An 18442-nucleotide genomic window follows, 5' to 3' on the forward strand; every position below is an offset into this window, starting at 1 on the left:
TAGGTTCGGGCGTTCTGACGCGGCGAAAAAGAGAGGTTGAAAGCGTAGTTTTGAAGGGCAAATCCGCTGGCCTATAAGGGCAGCCGATTGTTAAAGCTAAGCCATAAAAAATCGGGAGTCCAAGTTTTGGGGGCAAAAAAGGATAAAAAACTTTATAAAATCATATTAATTGTTCGGAAGATCAAATCATAACTTGCAACCCGGTCTTTTCAATCGGCGTATATCCGCCCCACTTTTTTGTCGTTATGGAGGCTCCCCGAATAATTGAGAATTCACCTTTTGCGCGTATCGCCCGGCTCGTGCTCCGGACCCGGAGCGTGGCTATGGTGCTGGGGCAGAGCATCCACCTGAGCGGGGCTACCCGGGAGCAGTTTTTGCGCGACCCGTACTGGGTTGCCCACGAGATGTGCCACATCCGGCAGTTCCGGGAACACGGCACCATTTCTTTTCTCTGGAAATACCTGTTGGAATCGGCCCGGGTGGGCTACTACCACAACAGGTACGAAGCGGAAGCCCGGGTAGCGGGCCGCCTGGATGCCGGGCTGTATGCCAACGGCCGGCCGCTGCCAGCACCGGAGGATTGCCATCAGGGCGCGGGGCCGGCGTAGCTCCCTGGGTTGGACATTTGGAATAAAGCCACGCAAACGCCTGCGGACGGATCTGTGGGGGCTAACCGACCAAAAGCATAAGCCGGCGCAAGCCCGTCCCTGCCGGATGGTAGGTAAGAACCGGGGGCGGGAGCAGTAAGTAGCTGATCCGTTGGCCGACGCAATGGGTAGAAGCGTGGGGGCGGAGCGGAAAAAACGGAGTAAAAGCGAAACCTCGCCCCCGGAAATTACGAATAGCCTACCCGGTGCCGAGACCCGGCTCCACTTTCTTTACCTAACCGCTACTACCATGGAAAACAAACAGAATCAACCCAAGCATGTGAACCTGGAGCACAATCAGGACCAACATACCAGCGACCAGACCACGGCCCAGGCCGGCAGCCAGCAGCCCCAGGGCAGCCAGAGCCGCTCGCAAGGCCAGGAAGGTCAGCAGGACCGCAGCCAGAACTCCCAGGGTGGAGCAATGGGCTGGATCAACAACGTAAATATGGACAGCCTGCGCGAAGGTGCCGGCCAGCTGCCCCAGACGCTGAAAGACTTTGGTTCGAAGGCTGCCACGCAGATCGGCAACCTCACCACAACCCAGAAAGTAGTAGGCGGCGCCCTCCTACTGGGCCTGGGCTATCTGTCGTTCCGCCCTAAGGGGGAGCGCAGCAGCAAACGCTCGCGTCGCAACAACGACTCCGATATGGAGTACGGCAGCGGCTACCGCTCCAAAAATGACTACCGGACCCAGTCGGGCTACCGCGCGGGCTATGGCTCGTCGGATGCTAACTATGGTAGCTCTTCGAACTCCAACTACGGTTCCGGCTCCAGCTACAACTCGGGCTCGGGCTATGGCTCGGGTAATTCCGGCTCGTCTTACGGCTCGGGTACCTCGGGTTCGGCGTATGGCGCCGGGAACTCCGGCCAGGATTCGGGCTTCGGCTCGGCCCGCACCGGCTCCGGCTCGTCCAGCGCCGGCAACAACGACGATTACGGCTCTACGCTGTAAGCCAGCTTAGTCAAGCAAAAAGAGGCCGGGTGCATCAGCGCCCGGCCTCTTTTTATTGTGGTGGCAGTAAGATCAGAAACCCCGGAGTCGTTCAGCCCGCTGCGTGCGCATGGCCCGCGGCTTGTCCCGCATAAACGCAGGCTTCCTTACCAGCCCGAAGCACTGGCTTTGCCTTTGGGCTTGCCTTTTAGCTTCAGCGGAGGCTTGGCTCCCGGTTTGGGCTTGGCCGCCGTCACGGCCGGCGCTTTGGTGGCCCCTGCTGCTTTCGGCGCGGGCTCCGCAGGGCCCTTGGCCAGTACCGGCGTGTTTTTGATAGGGAGAGCCGCAAAGCTGGAAAACGGCGCGCCTACCTGCCCATGCTCATTGTCGCCCCAGCCCCAGAGGCTGCCATCGGTGCGTACGGCTACGGTGTGCGTCCAACCCGTCGACACGGTCGCGCAGGCTTTATTGCCCAGGGAAAGCTGGAGTGGAATGGTGCTGGCGGCAATGGCCGTGCCCAGCGGGCTACCCAGCTGCCCGGCTTTGCCTTCGCCCCAGGCCCAGAGCGTACCGTCGGTGCGCAGGGCGGCGGAGTGGGCCGAGCCCGCCGCTACCGCCGCCCAGGAACTGCCCGTGCCAATCTGTACGGGCACGGGAACGTTGGCCGTAGTGCCGATGCCTAGCTGCCCGTTCTCGTTGTTGCCCCAGGCCCACAAGGTCCCGTCGCGCTTCACCGCCACGGAGTGGGCCGAGCCCGCCGCTACCGACGTCCAGGCCGAGCCGGCGCCAATCCGGATGGGCCGGGTGCTGTTGACTTTGGTGTTGTTGCCGAGCTGTCCGCTTTCATTGTTGCCCCAGGTCCAGAGGGAGCCGTTGGAGCGCACCGCAATGGAATGGTCGGCGCCTGCGGCAATGCCGGCCCAGGTTTTCATGGTATCAATCTGAATCGGGCTGGAGTAGGAGGTCACGCTGCCGTTGCCGATCTGCCCGTATTCGTTGGAGCCCCAGCCCCAGAGCGTACCATCAGCTCGCAAAGCCAGGGAGTGGCCGGCTCCGGCCGCCACGCTCCGCCACAAGGAGCTGGTGCCCACCTGGGTTGGAACCGGATTCTTGGTAGTCGTGCCCAGGCCCAGCTGCCCGCTGCCGTTGTCGCCCCAGGCCCAGAGCGTGCCGTCGCGCTTGATGGCCAAGGTATGGTTGGAGCCGGCGGCCACCAGCGCCCAGGTGGTCGTGGTATCAATCTGCACGGGCGTGGCATTGGGAAGGGTCGTGCCGTCGCCGAGCTGGCCGAACTCGTTGTTGCCCCAGGCCCAGAGCGTACCGTCCTGGCGTACGGCCAGGGTGTGGCTGCCCCCACCGGCTACCCGCACCCAGGACGTGCCCGTGCCTACCGCCCGGGGGGCCGCTGCTGATACCGTAATCAGGTCGGCGCTGCCCACCTGCCCGTTGCGGTTGTCGCCCCAGCCTACCAGGGTTCCGTCGCCACGCTGGGCCAGTACGTGACTGGCGCCCACGGCAATGTTGGTCCAGCTGCCCTTGTCGATTTGGGTGGGAGTGAAGTTGTCGGCAGTGTTGTTGTTGAGCAGCTGTCCGAATTTATTATCGCCCCAGGCCCAAAGCGTGCCGTCGGTAGCCACGGCAACGGAGTTGCCCTGCCCGGTAGCCATGCGGGAGAAGGTAATGGTAGAGGCCAGGCGAACCGGCACGTTGCTGTTGGCATTCAGCGCATTGCTGACCTGCCCGTTGCGGTTGTCGCCCCAGCCCCAGAGCGAGCCGTCCGCTTTTAGGGCCATGGTATGGTCGAGGCCGGTTACCACGTCCGTCCAGCCCGTGCCTTTGTCGACCTGCACCGGGCTGTTGTAGTTGTTCATCGTGTTGTTGCCGAGCTGCCCGCTGTCGTTGTTGCCCCAGGTCCAGAGCGTGCCGTCCTGGCGGATGGCCAGGGTATGGCCGGTGCCGGCGGCAGCTTTCACCCAATTGGTGCCGGTGCCAATCTGCACCGGGCTGTAGTAGGTGTTGTTGGTACCGTTGCCGAGCTGTCCGTACTTGTTGTCGCCCCAGGCCCAGAGCGTGCCGTCGGCCCGGATAGCAATGGTGTGGTTCGTGCCTGCGGCTACTGAAGCCCAGTCCGCATCGGTGCCCACCTGCATGGGGCTGGTGCCCAGGCTGCCGGCGCGGGCGGAGATAAGACCGGTGCCAAGCTGCCCGTTCTCATTGCTGCCCCAGGTCCAGAGCGTGCCGTCGGAGCGAATGGCAGCCGTGTGGTTGCTGCCCGTGGCTACGCTGGACCAGGTAAAGCCGGGCCCGACCTGAACCGGAGCAGTGGCACTGATTCGAGTACCATTGCCGAGCTGCCCGTACTTGTTGTCGCCCCAGGCCCAGAGCGTGCCGTCGGGGTAGATGCAGAGGGAGTGCTGTTGGCTGGCTGTCAGAGTGCTGCGCCGGTTCTGGGCGTAGCTGAGACACGGAAGTAGCAAAGCCAGCAGGAAAGCAAGCGGAAGGCGGCGAAGTGTGAGCATAGGATAGCAGGCAGTACTCACAAATATACCTGAAACCAGCAAATAGGTAATAATAACTTTGAATTAGACTATTTGCATAAATGAGCAAGGATGGATCAGGCTGCACCGTCGGACAGGATTGAAAGCTCCCGTATCGGGCCTAAACGAAAAGTGGCCGAAACGCAAAAAAGGCCCGAAAACCGCAGTTGCGGACTTTCGGGCCTTTTTTTAAGCGAGCCTCTTATTGGACTCGAACCAACGACCTGCTCATTACGAATGAGCTGCTCTACCAACTGAGCTAAAGAGGCAATTCCCTGGTCGCCGGAGCGGTTCGGGACGGCAAAGATAGGAAGGGGCGTTTGATTCGCGCAAGCCCGGGCTACATTTTTTGGGCGGCATCGGGGTTAGCCACCATAACCTCCGGCGGAAAGGCAGCGTTTGGAAGTGAACTAGCTTGTTCTAATGCGGCCCTTATGAAAAATCAACCCTCGTTTACGCATGCTCTGGTCAGCGGCCTGGCCGGCGCTGTCGCGCTGAACCTGCTCCACGAAACGGTGCGCCACATCCGCCCCGACGATGCTCCGCGGATGGATCTGCTCGGCATGCGGGCCCTGCGTCAGTTGCTGGGAAAAGCCGAGGCGCCCCAGCCCGACCACGCCACGCTCTTTAACCTGACTATTGCCGGCGACCTGCTCAGCAACGGCCTGTACTACAGCCTGGTCGGCAGCGGTAGAAATGCTCTGCTGCGCGGGGCCGGGCTCGGCCTGGCCGCCGGTATTGGCGGGGTGCTGCTGCCTGGCCCGCTTGGCCTGGGTACGGCACCCAGCGGCCGCACGCCCCAGACCAAGGCCATGACGGTGGCGTGGTACACGGTAGGCGGACTGGTGGCCGGTGGCGTTTCGCGGCTGCTGCGGGCTACAGGCTCGTCGGGCCGAAGGGGAAGGTGAAGTTGAGCGCTGAAGAACTGGCATATATCGGAGATGGTCGGCCCCGGGTATTTCCCGGCTTTCCGGCATCTTTGTGCCCGATATGACGAAACAGCTTCGCAAACTGCTGGTCCAGACCCTGGGCTTCGAGCGCTACATCCGCCTGGTCAGCCGTGTGTACCTGGGCCTGGTGGGAGCGGGCTGGGGCAAGGCCAAGTACCCGGAGCTGTTCTACCTCGAAAAAATCATCCGCCCCGGCTTTGTCTGCCTCGACATCGGCGCCAACCTGGGCTACTACTCGGTGGCGCTTTCCCGGCTGGCCGGCCCCACCGGCAAGGTGCTGGCCATCGAGCCCATTCCGATGTTTCAGGCTATCTGGCGCGACAACGTCAAGCTTAGCGGCCACGCTAACCTGACGCTGCTGCCCTACGCCCTGGGCGGGGGAAACGGCTCGGTGCAGATGGGTACCCCGGAGCGCGACGGACTGCTCCACCACGGCATGACCAAAGTGGCGGCCAGCAACCCCGCCGAAACCTACGCCCACACCTACGACGTGCCCATGCGCGTGCCCGACGAGCTGCTGGCCGACGAGCCCCGCCTTGACTTCGTGAAGTGCGACGTGGAGGGCTTTGAGTACGAGGTATTCCGCCACATGCAGACTACCCTGCGCCGGTGCCGCCCCCTGATTCAGACCGAGCTGAACGGGGTGGAAAACCGCCGCGCGGTGGTTGATTTGCTGGCTGGCCTCGGCTACAAACCATTTGTGTTGTCGGCGCGTTCTGAGCTCGTACCGTGCCCTCCGGCCCAGCTGGAGGCTGCGGCCACCGCCGACTTTTACTTTCAACTTGCCGACGCCGCCCCGGCGCGGTAGTTTCCTCACCTGCCAATGCCCAAGTTCCTGCTCACTCTGCTCATTATTTCCCTGCTGGTGCGCTTCGTGCTGCCGGTGGTGCTGCGCTTTCTCGTGGGCATGTTCCTGAAAAAGCAGGCCCGGCGCTACGGCGTGCCATTCGGCGGGCAAAGCCAGGGGCCCTTCGCCCGTCCTGCCCAGGGGCCGCCCCCCGGTCCTTCGTCCGGCTCGGCCGGGGAGCTCCGGGTCGAGTATGTGCCGCCCAAGCAGAAGCCTACGGGCAAAAAGGAGTTCCGGGGCGGTGACTATGTCGACTTCGAGGAAATCAAATAAGCATCCAAACTATGCGAAAGCCTCCCCGAAGCATCTGGGAGGCTTTTTTTATGCCGGTAAAAATAAGGCCCGGAGCTAGCGGCCAGATTCATCCACCGCCACCGGGCCGGCCAGCTCGGGCGGCAGGTCCAGGCCCAGCAGCGCCCGTTGGTGCTGGGCTTCGTCAAACTCTCCTTCACTTTTGGCGACGACCAGCGTGGCCACGCCATTGCCGATAACGTTGGTAATGGCCCGGGCCTCCGACATAAACCGGTCGACGCCCAGCAGCAGCGCGACGCCCTCCACCGGGATGATCCGGGTAGCAGCCAGCGTGGAAGCCAGGACGATAAAGCCGGAGCCCGTGACGCCGGCCGCGCCTTTGCTGGTCAGCATCAGAATGCCCACTAACGTCAGCTGCTGGGTTAGGGAAAGCTCGATGTTAAACGCCTGGGCCAGGAAGATGGCGGCAATGGACAGGTAGATGGATGTGCCGTCGAGGTTAAAGGAGTAGCCGGTGGGAATCACCAGGCCAGCCACCGAGCGGGAGCAGCCGTAGCGCTCCAGCTTGTCAATCATCCGCGGCAGCGCCGACTCGGACGAGGACGTGCCCAGCACCAGCAGGAGCTCTTCCCGGATAAAGCCCAGAAAGCGCCACAAACTCAGCCCGTAGTACCGCATGATGCCGCCCAGCACGCCGAAGATGAACAGGAACATGGTCAGGTACACCACCAGCATCAGCTTGCCCAGGGGCAGCAGCGTAGCCAGGCCGTACTTGCCAATGGTGTAGGCCATGCCCGCGAAGGCTCCGATGGGGGCCAGCTTCATCACCAAAGCCAGCACCCCGAACATGACGTGGGAAAGGCGGTCGAACGTGGCTACCAGGGGGCGGCTGTAGGAAGCTGGAATGCGGCTCAGCGCCAGCCCAAACAGCACCGCAAACAGCAGCACCTGCAGCACCTCGCCTTCCGCGAAGGCCCCCACCACGCTGTGGGGCACGATATGCGTGATGAAGTCAACCCAGTTCATTCCCCCTTCCGTTGCGGCCGCGGTATACCTTGAGGCTTCCGCAGCCTGAGCAGCCGTTTGCGTAGCTACCGAAGCCCGGGCCTCGATGCCGGTGCCGGGCCTGGTCAGGTTCGCCGCCGTGATGCCGATAAGCAAAGCCAGCGTGGTCACGATTTCAAAGTAGAGCAGGGCTTTGCCGCCTACACGGCCCACCTTTTTCAGGTCGCCCATGCCGCCGATGCCCAGCACTACCGTCAGGAAGATGATCGGGGCAATAAGCATTTTGATCAGGTTGATGAACGTGTCGCCCACCGGCTTGAGGGCCGCCCCGAAAGCCGGGAACAGCGCCCCGACCAGCACGCCCAGCCCGATGGCAGTCAGAACCTGAAAAGTGAGGTTAGAGGTTAGTTTCTTCATAGCAGAAGCCGTGGGCAGGCGGTTGGCCGGCGCCCGGCTTAGTTGGAGTAGTGGACAGTCATCAGGCCCGGTTAGCACGCCTGGCCCAGGCCAGGCCGCGGAGGCAGCCCCGCCGGACAAAACCACGGACGCGCGGGCTGGTATACGGAAAACCCTGCGGAGAATTACACCCGGATGCTTAGAACCCGATGCCGTAGCGGAAGCCGGCGCTGAGCTTGTTGCCCTGCTGCAGGGCCGTGTAGAAATCGACGCGCATCAGCTTGAAGACGTGCTCTATGCCTACGCCCAGCTCCACGTAGTGCCCGGCCTGTTTGGTATGCAGGTAATTTACCGAGCCCACTTCCTGCCACTTCAGCCGCCGCAGCAGCGGGATATTGTTCAGGAAAAACCCGTTGAAATGGTGGTTGTAGCGGGCTTCGAGGTAGTTGCTGCGGGTGCTGAAGCGGTAATAGTCAAGCAGCTGAAACTGCGAGAAGTCGCCGGTGGGCGTGGTGCGGCTGCCCGAGAAGTGGCGGTAATCCATGAACGCCAGGCGGGGGCTCCCGGGAAACCCGCCCACGGAAACGTTGTAGGTGCTCGTGCCCACCAGGCCCATGCTGATCGACTGCTGCACGCCGGCTTCGAGCAGGGTGTAGCGCACATCGGAGCCCAGCACGCCCAGGCCCTGCCGGTAGGTAAGCCGGAACGTGGGATACTTGCTGCCCAGGTTGATTTTGCCGGTGGGGCGGCTGATGTAGCGCTGTCCGGGCCGGTAGCTGGCCGTCAGCTCGGCGGTAAGGGCGTTGCTGCGCCCGAACGAAGGGTCGGGCAGCTCCTCACTGGCGGGCCGGTTAGACGTAAAGCCCACGCCTTCCACGTCGGTAATCAGCTTGGTCGTGGTGTTCTGCAGCTCATAGCGGGCAAAGTAGCTCACGGTGCCGGCCAGGGTCAGGCCATTGGCTATTTCCGATTCGTAGCCGATCTGTCCGCCGTCGCGCCGGTAGTACTTGGCGTAGTTCAGGTTCTGAAACAGCGTGTAGTAGGAGTTGATCAGGGGCGTGATGGTGGAGTTGGGGTCGAAGTTCTCGATGGTGCGCCCGCCCAGCAGGCTTAGCCGGGCCACCTTTACCCGGTTGTGCTGCCAGGTGACGGCCACGCTCGGGCTCAGCAGCTTGTTGGCAAAGCCGTAGCGCATCGAAGGCGTGATTTCGTAGTAGCGGCGGTCCTCGTAGCGCTTCGTGTAGGTAAGCTGCGGGTGCACGATGGTGCCTTCGACGGTGCTGTAAAGCAGAATGTTGAAGACCGGCGCCACGTACAGGCTCTGCTTGCGGTAGGTGTTGCGGTAGAAGTAGCCCGTGAGCAGAAAGCCCATCATCTCGGGCTTGTTCCGGACCCGGTCCAGGGAGTCCTGGTAGGGCTTGGAGTTGCGAATCGACTCGGTGCTGTCCTTGAGCACGTAGTCCTTCTGCTCTTCGTCGGTCAGCGGAATGGGGCGCACGGTTGCCCAGTAAGCCGAGTCTTTCTCGTTGACGCCGGCCTCCACGCGCATCACCTCCCCGCGGGGCAGACGCTCCAGCGGCTCCCCGGTAAGCGAGTCACGGGTGCTGCGCTGCACGGCTTTGCGCATCTGCTGGCGCAGGTTGCGCAAAGCCGGCTTCTGCTTGCGGATTTCGGCCGCCGTCGGCCGCTGAACCGGGACCGGCACGTCGGCCGGCTCGGGGCCGGCGGCCGGCGCGGGGACCGGCTGGGTGGGGGCCGGGCGGCTGGCAAACGTGGGCCGCACCTGGGTGTAGTTCGAGAAGAAGGTGTTGATGTAGCCGTTGCCCTTGAAACCGAAGGCAGTGAAGCCGACCGTCATTTTCTGGGTCTGGAGCACCCACACGTCGGGGGCACCGGGGGCCGGTCCGAAGAACTGCTCTACCCGGATATCGTCCACATAGTCGAGCTGGGAGTCCTGGTTGAGGCCCAGAGCCACCGAGTGCAGGCGCCACTGCCCGTCCACGATGTAAACGTGGCCCGTGAAAACCGGGTCGGTGCGGCGCCGGGGCGTCACCCGGATCTTATGAATCAACAGGTCGCCCTGCCGGGTGCTGCCTTCGAGCTCATACTTGTAGTAGAGCATGGCGTTGGCGGCAATGGGCGACACGAATCCCCGCTCGGAACCCACCTTGATGATGTTGCTGTAGAAGTTGATGCGGCCGGTGGAGCCCGCCCTGTTAAAGCTGGTAGCCCGGGCATCCCCGCTCACCCGCGACGAAATCATACGCTCCTGCACCACGTTGGGCTGGCGAAACGACAGCTCCGACACGGACTCCGACAGGTAGATAATGCCTTTTTTCAGATCCGGGCCCACCTTGAACATTCCCATGATCTTGCCGGGGACGTCGGTGAGCCGGGCCAGGCTTTTCATGTAGCTGCGGGTTTTGTAGGAGGCCACCTCACGCTGGTGGTAGCGCCGCCACTGCTGGGCCTGCTGAATGATGTCGTAGGCCGGATCACGGTCCGAGCCCCGCACCACTACTTCGCCCAGGCGGTAGTTTTCGGGCTGCAGCGTCACGTTCAGCGCCAGCAGCGTGTCGCCCCCGGCTACCAGCACCGTCTCGGTCCGGGCCTTGAAGCCCACGTACTGAAATACCAGCTCGTAGCGGCCCCGGGGCAGGCGCAGCTCATAGGTGCCCTGCTCGTTGGAGGCCGTGCTGATGGTGGTGGTGCGCACGGCCACGTTGGCAAACTGCAGGGGCTGGGAGTTCGGGTCGAGAATGCGCCCCCGCACGATGCCGGCCCGGCTGGTCAGGGAGATGAGCAGCAGGCAGACGAGCAAGGGGAGACGGGGCATGAAACAGGAATTAGCCGGAGTTTGGGGCATAGATGAAAGATACGACCCAACAGTTGGCCGGAAAAAGCCGGCTGCTGAATAATAACCAGTGCGGTGCGCAGTAAACAACCGGTAAAGATGCCGCTTGGCGCCGACAGTTGGAGTCCGGCACAGGAGCGGGGGCTTTGGGAGAGCAGCGCGGACCGAAATCAGCAGTTTCACGGCACAGGCGGAGAGTGGGGCTGGCTGGTATCTTTGAGGCCCTCTGCCCGGTCTGCTCCGTATGCTTCGCTCCGCCCACCTGCTTCCCCGCCTGGCCCCGCTGCTGCTGCTGCTGGCCAGCGTGCTGTTCTGGTTTCGGCTGGGCGAGGCGCCCCTGCACCTCTGGGATGAGGCCCGGCTCGGCGTCAACGCCCTCTGGGTGGCCCACACCGGCGACTGGCTGATTCTGCGGGCCGACCCCGGCACCGACGACCCGCCGGCCCGCATCATTGCCGCCTGGCAGCCCCCGGCGCCGGGCGCGGCAACCGGCCCGGGCCTGGTGCGCCGCGGCATTGCTGCCCCCGACGTGTGGAATACCAAGCCTCCCCTTGTGCCCTGGCTGCAGGCTCTCTGTTTGTGGCTCTTCGACAACCCGCTGCTGGCCATCCGGCTGCCCGCCGCCGGGGCGGGCTGGCTGACGGTCGTTGTCCTCTACGTATTCGGGTGGCGGGTACTGCGGCAGCCGGGCGTGGGCGTGGTGGCAGCCCTGGTGCTGGCGACGACCCCGGCGTTTCTGGGCGTGCACGTCAGCCGCACCGGCGACTTCGACGCCCCGCTTGTACTGTTTATGACCGTCGGCGCCCTGAGCTTCTGGACGTATCTGCAGACCCGCCGGACGCTGTGCCTGGGGTTGGCCGGGGCAGGGCTGGCCCTGGCGCTGCTCACCAAATGCTCGGCGGCCCTGCTGCCCCTGCCGGCACTGGGGCTGTATGTGCTGGCCCACCGTGCGTATCGTCCGGTACTGCGCGACGCCCGGTTGTGGCTGGCGCTGGGGCTGGCTCTGGTGCCGCTGCTGGTATTCTATGCGGTGCGGGAGCGGGCTGCCCCGGGCTACCTGGGGGCCACCTGGTTTAATGACTGGGCGGGCCGGGCCACGCAGGATGTATCAGAAACCGGTAATCCGTGGTGGGTATACCTGCAGAACCTGTTCACCATCGACCTGTCGCTTTGGGCTCCGACGGGACTGGCTTTGATTGGCGCGGGACTATGGCTGGGGCGCCGGATGGGAAAGGCCGAGCGGTTTGCGTGGTGGTACGTGGCCGGCATGCTGGTCGTGCTTTCCGCCGCGGGCACCCGCCTGTTCTGGTATAGCGCACCCGTTTTCCCGCTGCTGGCCCTGGCCCTTGCTTTACGGTTAACGGACGTCGGGAGCCGGCTGCCGCGGCAGCGTTGGGTGCAGCTTGGCGGAGCAGCGGTAGTTGCCCTGTTGCTGAGTGCGCAGACCGTCATGCTCTGGCGCCGGGAGCTGCTGGCCCCGCCCAAGCCCGACGCTGCCGGAATTGTAATGCGCGACGGGTTGACCCGCCTGCGTGCCATCGCGTGGCCGGCGTCGCGGGTCGTGCTGCTGCGCGACGGGTTCAACTCGGTGCTGGACTTTTACCTGCTGGCGCTGCCGCCGCGCCCGGGCCTGGAAATTTTAGTGCGCAGCGGGGCCCCCGATTCCATACATTTGCTGAATCCGGGTACCCTGGTCGTGGGCTGTTCGGCCCCGCACTACACTGCTTTAACCAGGACTTTCCACGTGACTCCGCTGAGCGGGCTGGATGCGCCCTGGTGGGCCGTGCGGCTGGCTTCCCGCAAATAGCCCCACCCGGTCCAGCTGCTTGCATACGCTCCTGTTTAATTTACATTTTGATAGATATCCATAAACTGTAAAGAAGGGTTAGCAACCCTTTACTTTACATTTCGCGTATACTGTAAAAAATGTAAAGTAAACATAGGGCCCCAGTATGAGCAAAGACCAAAAAGCAGCATATAGCGGGCTGTTGCCCCGGGTTCGGGCATGGTTTGGGATGAGTCAGGCGGACCTAGGACGGTACCTGGGGCTCAGCAAAAGCATGGTGTCGCAGGTTGAGCGGGGCGTCTGTGCACTTCCGCTCAGCAAAGCCCTGCCCCAGGCGGCCTTCACCCTGGCTTTACAGTCTGCGCCGGCTGAGCCGGTAGCAGAGGCGCTGGACGCAGCCGCGTTACGTCGGCAGCAGCAGCTTTGTGAAGACCGGGCCGGGCAGGTGGCGCTGGAAGCGGGCCGCCTGGCTGAGCGGGCGGCCTGGGCCCGGCGCCGCCTGGCAGCCCTGCCCACGCTGACTGCCGTGCTGGCTCCTGCCGGGGGCAGCCTTCCCGCCTGGCTAACCGATTTTACCGAGGAAGCCCGCACCGAGCTGGTCCGTAGTGGCAGCACGGCCCAGGCGCTGCTGCAGGTGCGGCAAGCGGCGCTGCTGGCAGAAGCAGCCGCAATCAGTCAGCTGCTGAATCCGAAACCAGCCCAGTAGCGGCAAAGGTGCTTCCAGGCCGGTAGCGCAGCGCAGAAGACCAGGACAAAGTCGGCTTACGTGCAACCTGCCGCCGGCTCCGGCTGTTGAACTGGAATTGCCCGCCGTGTTCCGTCAGTCCCGGCCGCCGGGCCGACTCACTTAGCTTGCCCCGATGAATCAGCCCAATAAGAAGTTTTACACGCCCGGCGAAGCCCTGCAGAAGATTGCCGCCTACTGCGCCTACCAGGAGCGGACGCATAACGAAGTGCGTGACAAGCTGTTCAGCTACGGCCTCAACGGCGAGGAAACCGACGACATCATCATCCGGCTAAGCCAGGAAAAGATTCTGGATGAGGAGCGCTACGCCAAGAGCTTCGTGCGGGGCCGGCACCGCATCAAGAAGTGGGGCCGCCGCCGGCTGATGCAGGAGCTTAAGCAGAAAGGGTTGTCGGACTACTGTATCAAGTCGGGCCTCAAGGAAATCGACGGCGACGAGTACTACGCCAACCTGGTGGGGCTGCTGGAAAAGAAGAATGCCCTGGAGAAAGAGTCGCACCCGGTGAAGCGCCGCCAGAAGCTGCAGCTTTTTCTCACCGCCAAAGGCTACGAGCAGGACCTCATCAAAATTGCCCTCGACGACTTGGGCAAGGACCCCGGAGAGCCCGCCGCCGGCCGCCGCTACGCCTAGCGGGAAATTTTAAGTGGGCCAAAGGGGCTACGCCGCCATTGGCTGCAAAGAAAACGAGTAGCCTAGCGCCGGGGTGGAGCCTGCGGTGACGTGAGCTGGTGGGTGAGCACCACGCGGCGGCCGGTGATGGTCTGAAGCAGGGGACGCAGAATCTGCTCGGCGTTCTGCTGGGTCTGGGCCAGGATGCCCGATTGCAGGGCGGCCCGGCGCACGTTTTTTTCAGCGTAGCGGTAGCCTTCGTCCACCAGTTCGGCATCCTGAAAAAACGAGTTCTGGGTGCTGTATACCTTGCTCTGGCTGTGGTCAATCTGCCAGCTGCACAGCTCGGGCGCCGGCAGCGCCACCCGCACGACCGAGTCGCCCTCAAATACGACGTCCTGGGCCCGCACCTTGCGCAGGTCGAGGCAGCCAATGGCGTCGCCGGCCACGATGAGGGCCACTTTCGCGTCGGGCAGCATCCGGTAGGTGCTTTTACGGTATTCCACCACGTCCTTGAACCGGTACCGCACCAGCTCCAGGCGGCCCAGGGCCTCAATCTTGGTCAGCACCGTGTTGTGGGTGACCATTACCCGCGGCTCGGCATTCAGCGGGTTCTCAAACAGTGCCGGCTGCACCTTGCGCCACAGAAACCAGCCCAGCCCAACCAGGAACAGCAGTGGCAGCAGACGACGAAGCAGGCGGAACAGCATAGGCGCGAAAAATGGGGAAAATGGAGCTGGTAACTCAAACCGCCCTCTTTAGCGAACTATTCAACCAAGCAGGTAAAAGCGAACGGCTATCAGCTAAAAGCTAGTCGCTGACTTTCGGCCACCAAGAGCTGCGGTGGCTGAAGCGCTGCCGGAACCCGGCCCAGCCCTGCAAGCCCCCCGAATGCACGACGGCCACCGAGCTGCCCAAAGGAAAGAAGTTCTGGTTTAGCAATGTCAATACGCCAAACAGGAGCTTGCCGGTGTAAACCGGGTCGAGCAGCACCCCGTGGCGCTGCTCAAAGGCCTCAATAAACGTCATCAGCTCAGCTGAATACTTCGCGTAGCCGCCCAAGTGAAAACCGGTCTGCCAGCTGAAATTGGTATAGGCCCGCCCGGTAGCTTGCCGGGTCAGGGCATCCACTTCGGCCTGCAGAAACTCCCCGCCCGTCAGCACCGGGAAGCCGACCGCCTGCTCGGTGCCCGACAAGCCGGTAACCAAGCCGGCCAGGGTGCCACCCGTGCCGCAGGCCACGCAGAGAAAGTCGAATGAGGTCTGGGCGCGCAGCTCAGCGGCCAGCTCGGCACAGCCCGGTAAAGCCAGGGCGTTGGTGCCGCCTTCGGGCAGCACGTAAGCCGGCCCAAGCTGCCGCAGCAGCCCGGCCACAAACTCCGGTTCCTGCTTTCGGCGGTATGCGTCCCGGCTCAGAAAGTGCAACGCCATGCCATCGGCCCGGGCCTGCGTCAAGGTAGGGTTGAGTGCTGCCGCAGGTTCGCCCCGCACCAGCCCGATGGTCTGAAAGCCATGGAGCCGGCCGGCCGCGGCTACGGCAGCGAGGTGGTTGGAATACGCCCCGCCGAACGTGAGCAGCGTGGTGTGGCCCTGCCGGTGGGCTTCCGCCAAGTTGTAGCGCAGCTTGCGCCACTTGTTGCCGGGCAGCTCGGGATGCGTCAGGTCGTCGCGGACGAGCAGCAGCCGGATGCCGTTCCGGGCCGCGGCCGGTTCAGCCAGCTCCTGCACGAGCAGCGGGGCGGGGGAGAGGACGGTCACGGCGTAGGCCTAGCTGAAGTGCTGCCGGAGCAGCTCCAGGCCCTGGGGCCATTCTCCGTGCCCCGAGGCCGTGTTGATATGGCCCGCTTCGCCCACAACTTCGAGCGTGCTGCCCCAGCCTTCCGCAAACAAACGGGCCCGCTCCAGGGAAACCCACGGGTCGTCGGTGCTGGCGACGACTACGCTTGGAAAAGGCAGGGGCGCCAGCGGAATCGGGGTAAAGCCGGTTGACGGAAACGTATAGGGCGGTGCTTCCACGTCGCTCGGGGCCACCAGCAGGGCTCCCTTGATTTGGCGGCCGTACTGCCGGGCCCAGTACGCCACGGCCGTGCAGCCCAGGCTATGGGCAATCAGAACCACCTCCGCCGGGTCGGTACCGGCCAGGGCGTCATCGATGGTTGAAATCCAGTCGGCGCACACCGGGGCATCCCACTCCTGCTGCCCGATCCGGACAGCGCTGGGCAATTCCCGCTCGAAATGCGTCTGCCAGTGCTCCGGACCAGAGTTACCCAGGCCCGGCACGATGAAGTAGCGCGTCATGCCCGTGAAGGATTAAGCCGCCAGGGGCAGCTCTTCGGCGGCAGGGCCCGGCTCGTTGCGGCGCCGGAACGTGTAGTACAGCGCGCCGAGCACCAGCAGAATCACCAGAACCGACGAAATCATCGATACGGTGTTGCCGATGGCGTAGGACTTGGGCTCGAACTTGAAAACCAGCTCGTGCTGACCGGCCGGCATGGGCATGGCCCGCAGCACGTAGTTGGCCCGGATATAGGGCACCGGCTTGCCGTCGAGGTAGGCATTCCAGCCGTCCTTGTAGTAGATTTCCGAGAAAACCGCGAAGCCATCCTGCACTGCGTTGGCCTGGTAGCGCAGCTCGTCGGGCGAGTAGGCCATCAGCCGGATCGTGGAGCCCGTGCTGTTGTAGGTGGTTTTGCTGATGGGGAACTTGCTTACATCCACCACGGCCTGGGTGCCGGCGTTGAAGTTGGTGAGGGCCGCAATTTCCTGATCAGGGCTCTGCACCTTCTGCACCTCGTTTACAAACCAGGCGTTGCCCAGGGCGCCGGGGTTGCGCTGCGCGGGCTGCTTGGGGTCGCCGGTGATGATGTAGCGGGTGTTGAGCATGTTCAGCACCTGGATGTTGTTCTGCGAAATCTGACGCTCGATCAGATCCTGGTAGCGGCGCAGCTTGGCCCCGTGGTAGCCCCCGATGCTTTTGTGGAAGTAGGACGTCTGGGCCTCGTTGAATGGGTTCTGCGTGTTCAGGACCCGGAAGCTCAGGGTCTTGTCCTGCAGGATGTGAGCGTCGGCCTCGGTGGGCACAAACTGCTCGGCTACGGTCTCGCGCTGGAAGTTGTCTGCATTGAGGTAGCGCTTGTCCACCGCCCACAGGTCGATGAGCGTGAGCAGGCCAACCAGGGCCGCCGTGGTGGTGGCGGTGATTTTACGCACGAAGAAGGCGTACAGCAAGCCGCCGGTGGCCAGCACGAACAGCAAAGAGCGCAGCACGTCGGTCCGCATCAGGCTCGCGCGGTCCTCGCGCAGGGCGTCGACCGGGAAGCCCTGCTGCTGCATGCTGGCATCGACAGGCGAAGAGAAGTCGGCACCCATGCCGAACAGCAACGCCAGGATGCACAGGCCGGCCGTGATGCCGACGGCGTACAGCAGGTTGCGCTTCAGGCCGGCGGTTTCGGGCGTGGCAACCGGCTGGCTGGTAATAGCGGCCAGCTTGGGATGAGTTGAGCCGGCCGCGGCGGGCGTCAGGGGGGCCGGAGCAGTGCGCAGCACCCGGGCCAGGGCCAGCACGGCCAGCAGCGGCATAGCCAGCTGGGCAATAACCAGGGCCATGCTTACCGAGCGGAACTTGTTGTAGCCCGGGAAGAAGTCGAACATCAGGTTGTTGAACGTCTCGAAGTTCTTGCCCCAGGCCAGCAAAATGGAGAAGATAGTAGCCACCAGCAGCCAGGTGCGGGTGCGGCGGTCAGCCACAAACAAACCCAGCACGAACAGAAAGAATACCACGGCACCGACGTACACCGGCCCGCTCGTCACGGGCTGAGCGCCCCAGTACAGCGGCAGCTGCTTGATGTACTCGCCGAGCTGCATGGGCGGCACGCCGAGCTGGCTGAGCGCTTTCGCGGTGGCCGAGCTTTCGCTCAGGCTGCCCTGGCTCGCGCCGCCGTAGAAGTTGGGAATAAGCAAAGTGACGGTTTCGCCCACGCCGTAGCTCCAGCCAAAGGCATACTCGCGGTCAAGGCCGCTGCCGGCTTCTTCACCCGCTGCCGCGGGGGCGCCGGGGGCGGCGGGCGACGGGGTCGTCAGCTCCGAGCGGCCCCGGATCGAGTATTTGCCGTACTCAAGCGTGGTGTAGAGGCGGCCAAAGCTTACGCCCACGGCCAGCAGACCGGCTACCAGCAGCAGCGCCGTGCGGGAAAAGAAGTCAGGCAGGCGCTTGGCGCGCACGGCGCCGACCAGCTCCACGATGCCGAAGATGACCAGCATCAGCAGCAGGTAGTAGGTTATCTGCAAGTGGTTGGCACGCAGGTTCATCGTCAGGCCCAGCGCAAACAGCGCCATGCCAAGCCATTTGTTACGCCGGAACGTGACCAGCACGCCCGCCAGCACCAGCGGCGCCCAGGCCAGCGCCAGGGACTTGGTGTTGTGGCCCGCGGCCAGAATAATCAGGTTGTAGCTCGTGAAGCCCAGCGCAATGGCGCCCACTGCGGCTACGATTGGCCGCAGGCCCAGGGCTACGAACAGCAGGTAGCCGCAGAGCAGCGCCAGAAACAGGTTGGCCACTACCGCCGGCAGCCCCAGCGTGAAGATCTTCTGAATGTAGATCGACAGGTCACCGGGAAAGTGCGTGCTGATCAGGTAGGTGGGCATCCCGCTGAACATCGAGTTGGTCCAGAGGGCCTCTTTGCCAAACTGCGCCCGGTACGCCTGGGCTTCGTGGGCCCCGCCGTTGAACTGCACGATGTCGTGCTGGGCCAGGGTTTTGCCCTCCATCACGATGGGGGAGAAGTATACCACGGCCAGAACCAGGAAGAAGAGAACGGCCAGCAGGTGGGGCAGCACCCGCCGCCACTGCGGGGTACCAGCGGAAGAAACGGTAGTCATG

The 18442-nt window shown here is 63.5% G+C and carries 15 protein-coding genes and 1 tRNA gene; 8 read left to right on the forward strand and 8 right to left on the reverse strand.

Annotation, left to right across the window (positions count from 1 at the left end):
- Positions 1-245: 245 nt before the first annotated feature.
- Complete coding sequence (locus LJY25_RS06445; protein ID WP_227607442.1) at positions 246-608, forward strand: hypothetical protein; 363 nt, start codon at positions 246-248, stop codon at positions 606-608.
- Between the two features lie 289 nt (positions 609-897).
- The gene (locus LJY25_RS06450; protein ID WP_227607443.1) at positions 898-1602 is read left to right on the forward strand and encodes a hypothetical protein; all 705 of its coding nucleotides are present in this window, start codon (positions 898-900) and stop codon (positions 1600-1602) included.
- Positions 1603-1748: 146 nt separating this feature from the next.
- On the opposite strand, the gene LJY25_RS06455 is transcribed toward LJY25_RS06450, so the two are convergent.
- Both LJY25_RS06455 and LJY25_RS06460 read right to left on the reverse strand, forming a co-directional pair.
- Positions 1749-4100 (reverse strand): RCC1 domain-containing protein, encoded by a 2352-nt coding sequence (locus LJY25_RS06455; RefSeq protein WP_227607444.1) that lies wholly within the window; start codon positions 4098-4100, stop codon positions 1749-1751.
- Positions 4101-4314: 214 nt separating this feature from the next.
- Positions 4315-4387, reverse strand: a tRNA-Thr gene (locus LJY25_RS06460).
- A gap of 165 nt (positions 4388-4552) precedes the next feature.
- On the opposite strand from LJY25_RS06460, the gene LJY25_RS06465 reads away from it, so the two are divergent.
- The 3 genes from LJY25_RS06465 to LJY25_RS06475 all read left to right on the forward strand — a co-directional run bounded on the left by LJY25_RS06465 (position 4553) and on the right by LJY25_RS06475 (position 6188).
- Positions 4553-5026 carry a hypothetical protein gene (locus LJY25_RS06465; RefSeq protein WP_227607445.1) on the forward strand — a complete coding sequence of 158 codons (474 nt, stop codon included), beginning with the start codon at positions 4553-4555 and terminating at the stop codon, positions 5024-5026.
- A gap of 82 nt (positions 5027-5108) precedes the next feature.
- Positions 5109-5876 (forward strand): FkbM family methyltransferase, encoded by a 768-nt coding sequence (locus LJY25_RS06470; RefSeq protein ID WP_227607446.1) that lies wholly within the window; start codon positions 5109-5111, stop codon positions 5874-5876.
- 15 nt (positions 5877-5891) lie between these two features.
- Positions 5892-6188, forward strand: a complete 297-nt coding sequence (locus LJY25_RS06475) for a DUF4834 family protein (protein WP_227607447.1) — start codon at positions 5892-5894, stop codon at positions 6186-6188.
- Between the two features lie 75 nt (positions 6189-6263).
- Here the strand turns inward: LJY25_RS06475 and LJY25_RS06480 are convergent, their stop codons facing one another.
- Both LJY25_RS06480 and LJY25_RS06485 read right to left on the reverse strand, forming a co-directional pair.
- Entirely contained in the window at positions 6264-7589 is a 1326-nt protein-coding gene (locus LJY25_RS06480) for a dicarboxylate/amino acid:cation symporter (protein WP_227607448.1), read from the reverse strand.
- A 178-nt stretch (positions 7590-7767) separates the two neighbouring features.
- Positions 7768-10404: a DUF5686 and carboxypeptidase regulatory-like domain-containing protein gene (locus tag LJY25_RS06485; protein WP_227607450.1), complete on the reverse strand. Its 2637-nt coding sequence runs from the start codon at positions 10402-10404 to the stop codon at positions 7768-7770.
- A gap of 262 nt (positions 10405-10666) precedes the next feature.
- Here LJY25_RS06485 and LJY25_RS06490 point away from each other — a divergent pair, with 262 nt between their 5' ends.
- The 3 genes from LJY25_RS06490 (at position 10667) to LJY25_RS06500 (ending at position 13584) form a co-directional block, all read left to right on the forward strand.
- On the forward strand, positions 10667-12229 hold the full coding sequence (locus LJY25_RS06490) for an ArnT family glycosyltransferase (protein ID WP_227607452.1): 1563 nt from the start codon (positions 10667-10669) through the stop codon (positions 12227-12229).
- 145 nt (positions 12230-12374) lie between these two features.
- Positions 12375-12914, forward strand: coding sequence for a helix-turn-helix domain-containing protein (locus tag LJY25_RS06495; RefSeq protein ID WP_262908649.1), 540 nt, complete (start codon positions 12375-12377; stop codon positions 12912-12914).
- Between the two features lie 154 nt (positions 12915-13068).
- Positions 13069-13584 (forward strand): regulatory protein RecX, encoded by a 516-nt coding sequence (locus LJY25_RS06500; protein ID WP_227607453.1) that lies wholly within the window; start codon positions 13069-13071, stop codon positions 13582-13584.
- Between the two features lie 62 nt (positions 13585-13646).
- Here LJY25_RS06500 and LJY25_RS06505 read toward each other — a convergent pair whose 3' ends face one another.
- The 4 genes from LJY25_RS06505 to LJY25_RS06520 form a co-directional block, all read right to left on the reverse strand.
- Positions 13647-14273 carry a DUF4230 domain-containing protein gene (locus LJY25_RS06505; RefSeq protein WP_227607455.1) on the reverse strand — a complete coding sequence of 209 codons (627 nt, stop codon included), beginning with the start codon at positions 14271-14273 and terminating at the stop codon, positions 13647-13649.
- A gap of 100 nt (positions 14274-14373) precedes the next feature.
- Entirely contained in the window at positions 14374-15321 is a 948-nt protein-coding gene (locus LJY25_RS06510) for a 1-aminocyclopropane-1-carboxylate deaminase/D-cysteine desulfhydrase (protein ID WP_227607457.1), read from the reverse strand.
- Between the two features lie 9 nt (positions 15322-15330).
- Positions 15331-15861 (reverse strand): RBBP9/YdeN family alpha/beta hydrolase, encoded by a 531-nt coding sequence (locus LJY25_RS06515; protein ID WP_227607458.1) that lies wholly within the window; start codon positions 15859-15861, stop codon positions 15331-15333.
- Positions 15862-15873: 12 nt separating this feature from the next.
- Positions 15874-18441 (reverse strand): YfhO family protein, encoded by a 2568-nt coding sequence (locus tag LJY25_RS06520; protein WP_227607460.1) that lies wholly within the window; start codon positions 18439-18441, stop codon positions 15874-15876.
- Position 18442 lies beyond the last annotated feature (1 nt).

The organism is Hymenobacter translucens (assembly GCF_020685205.1).
Classification (GTDB): domain Bacteria; phylum Bacteroidota; class Bacteroidia; order Cytophagales; family Hymenobacteraceae; genus Hymenobacter; species Hymenobacter translucens.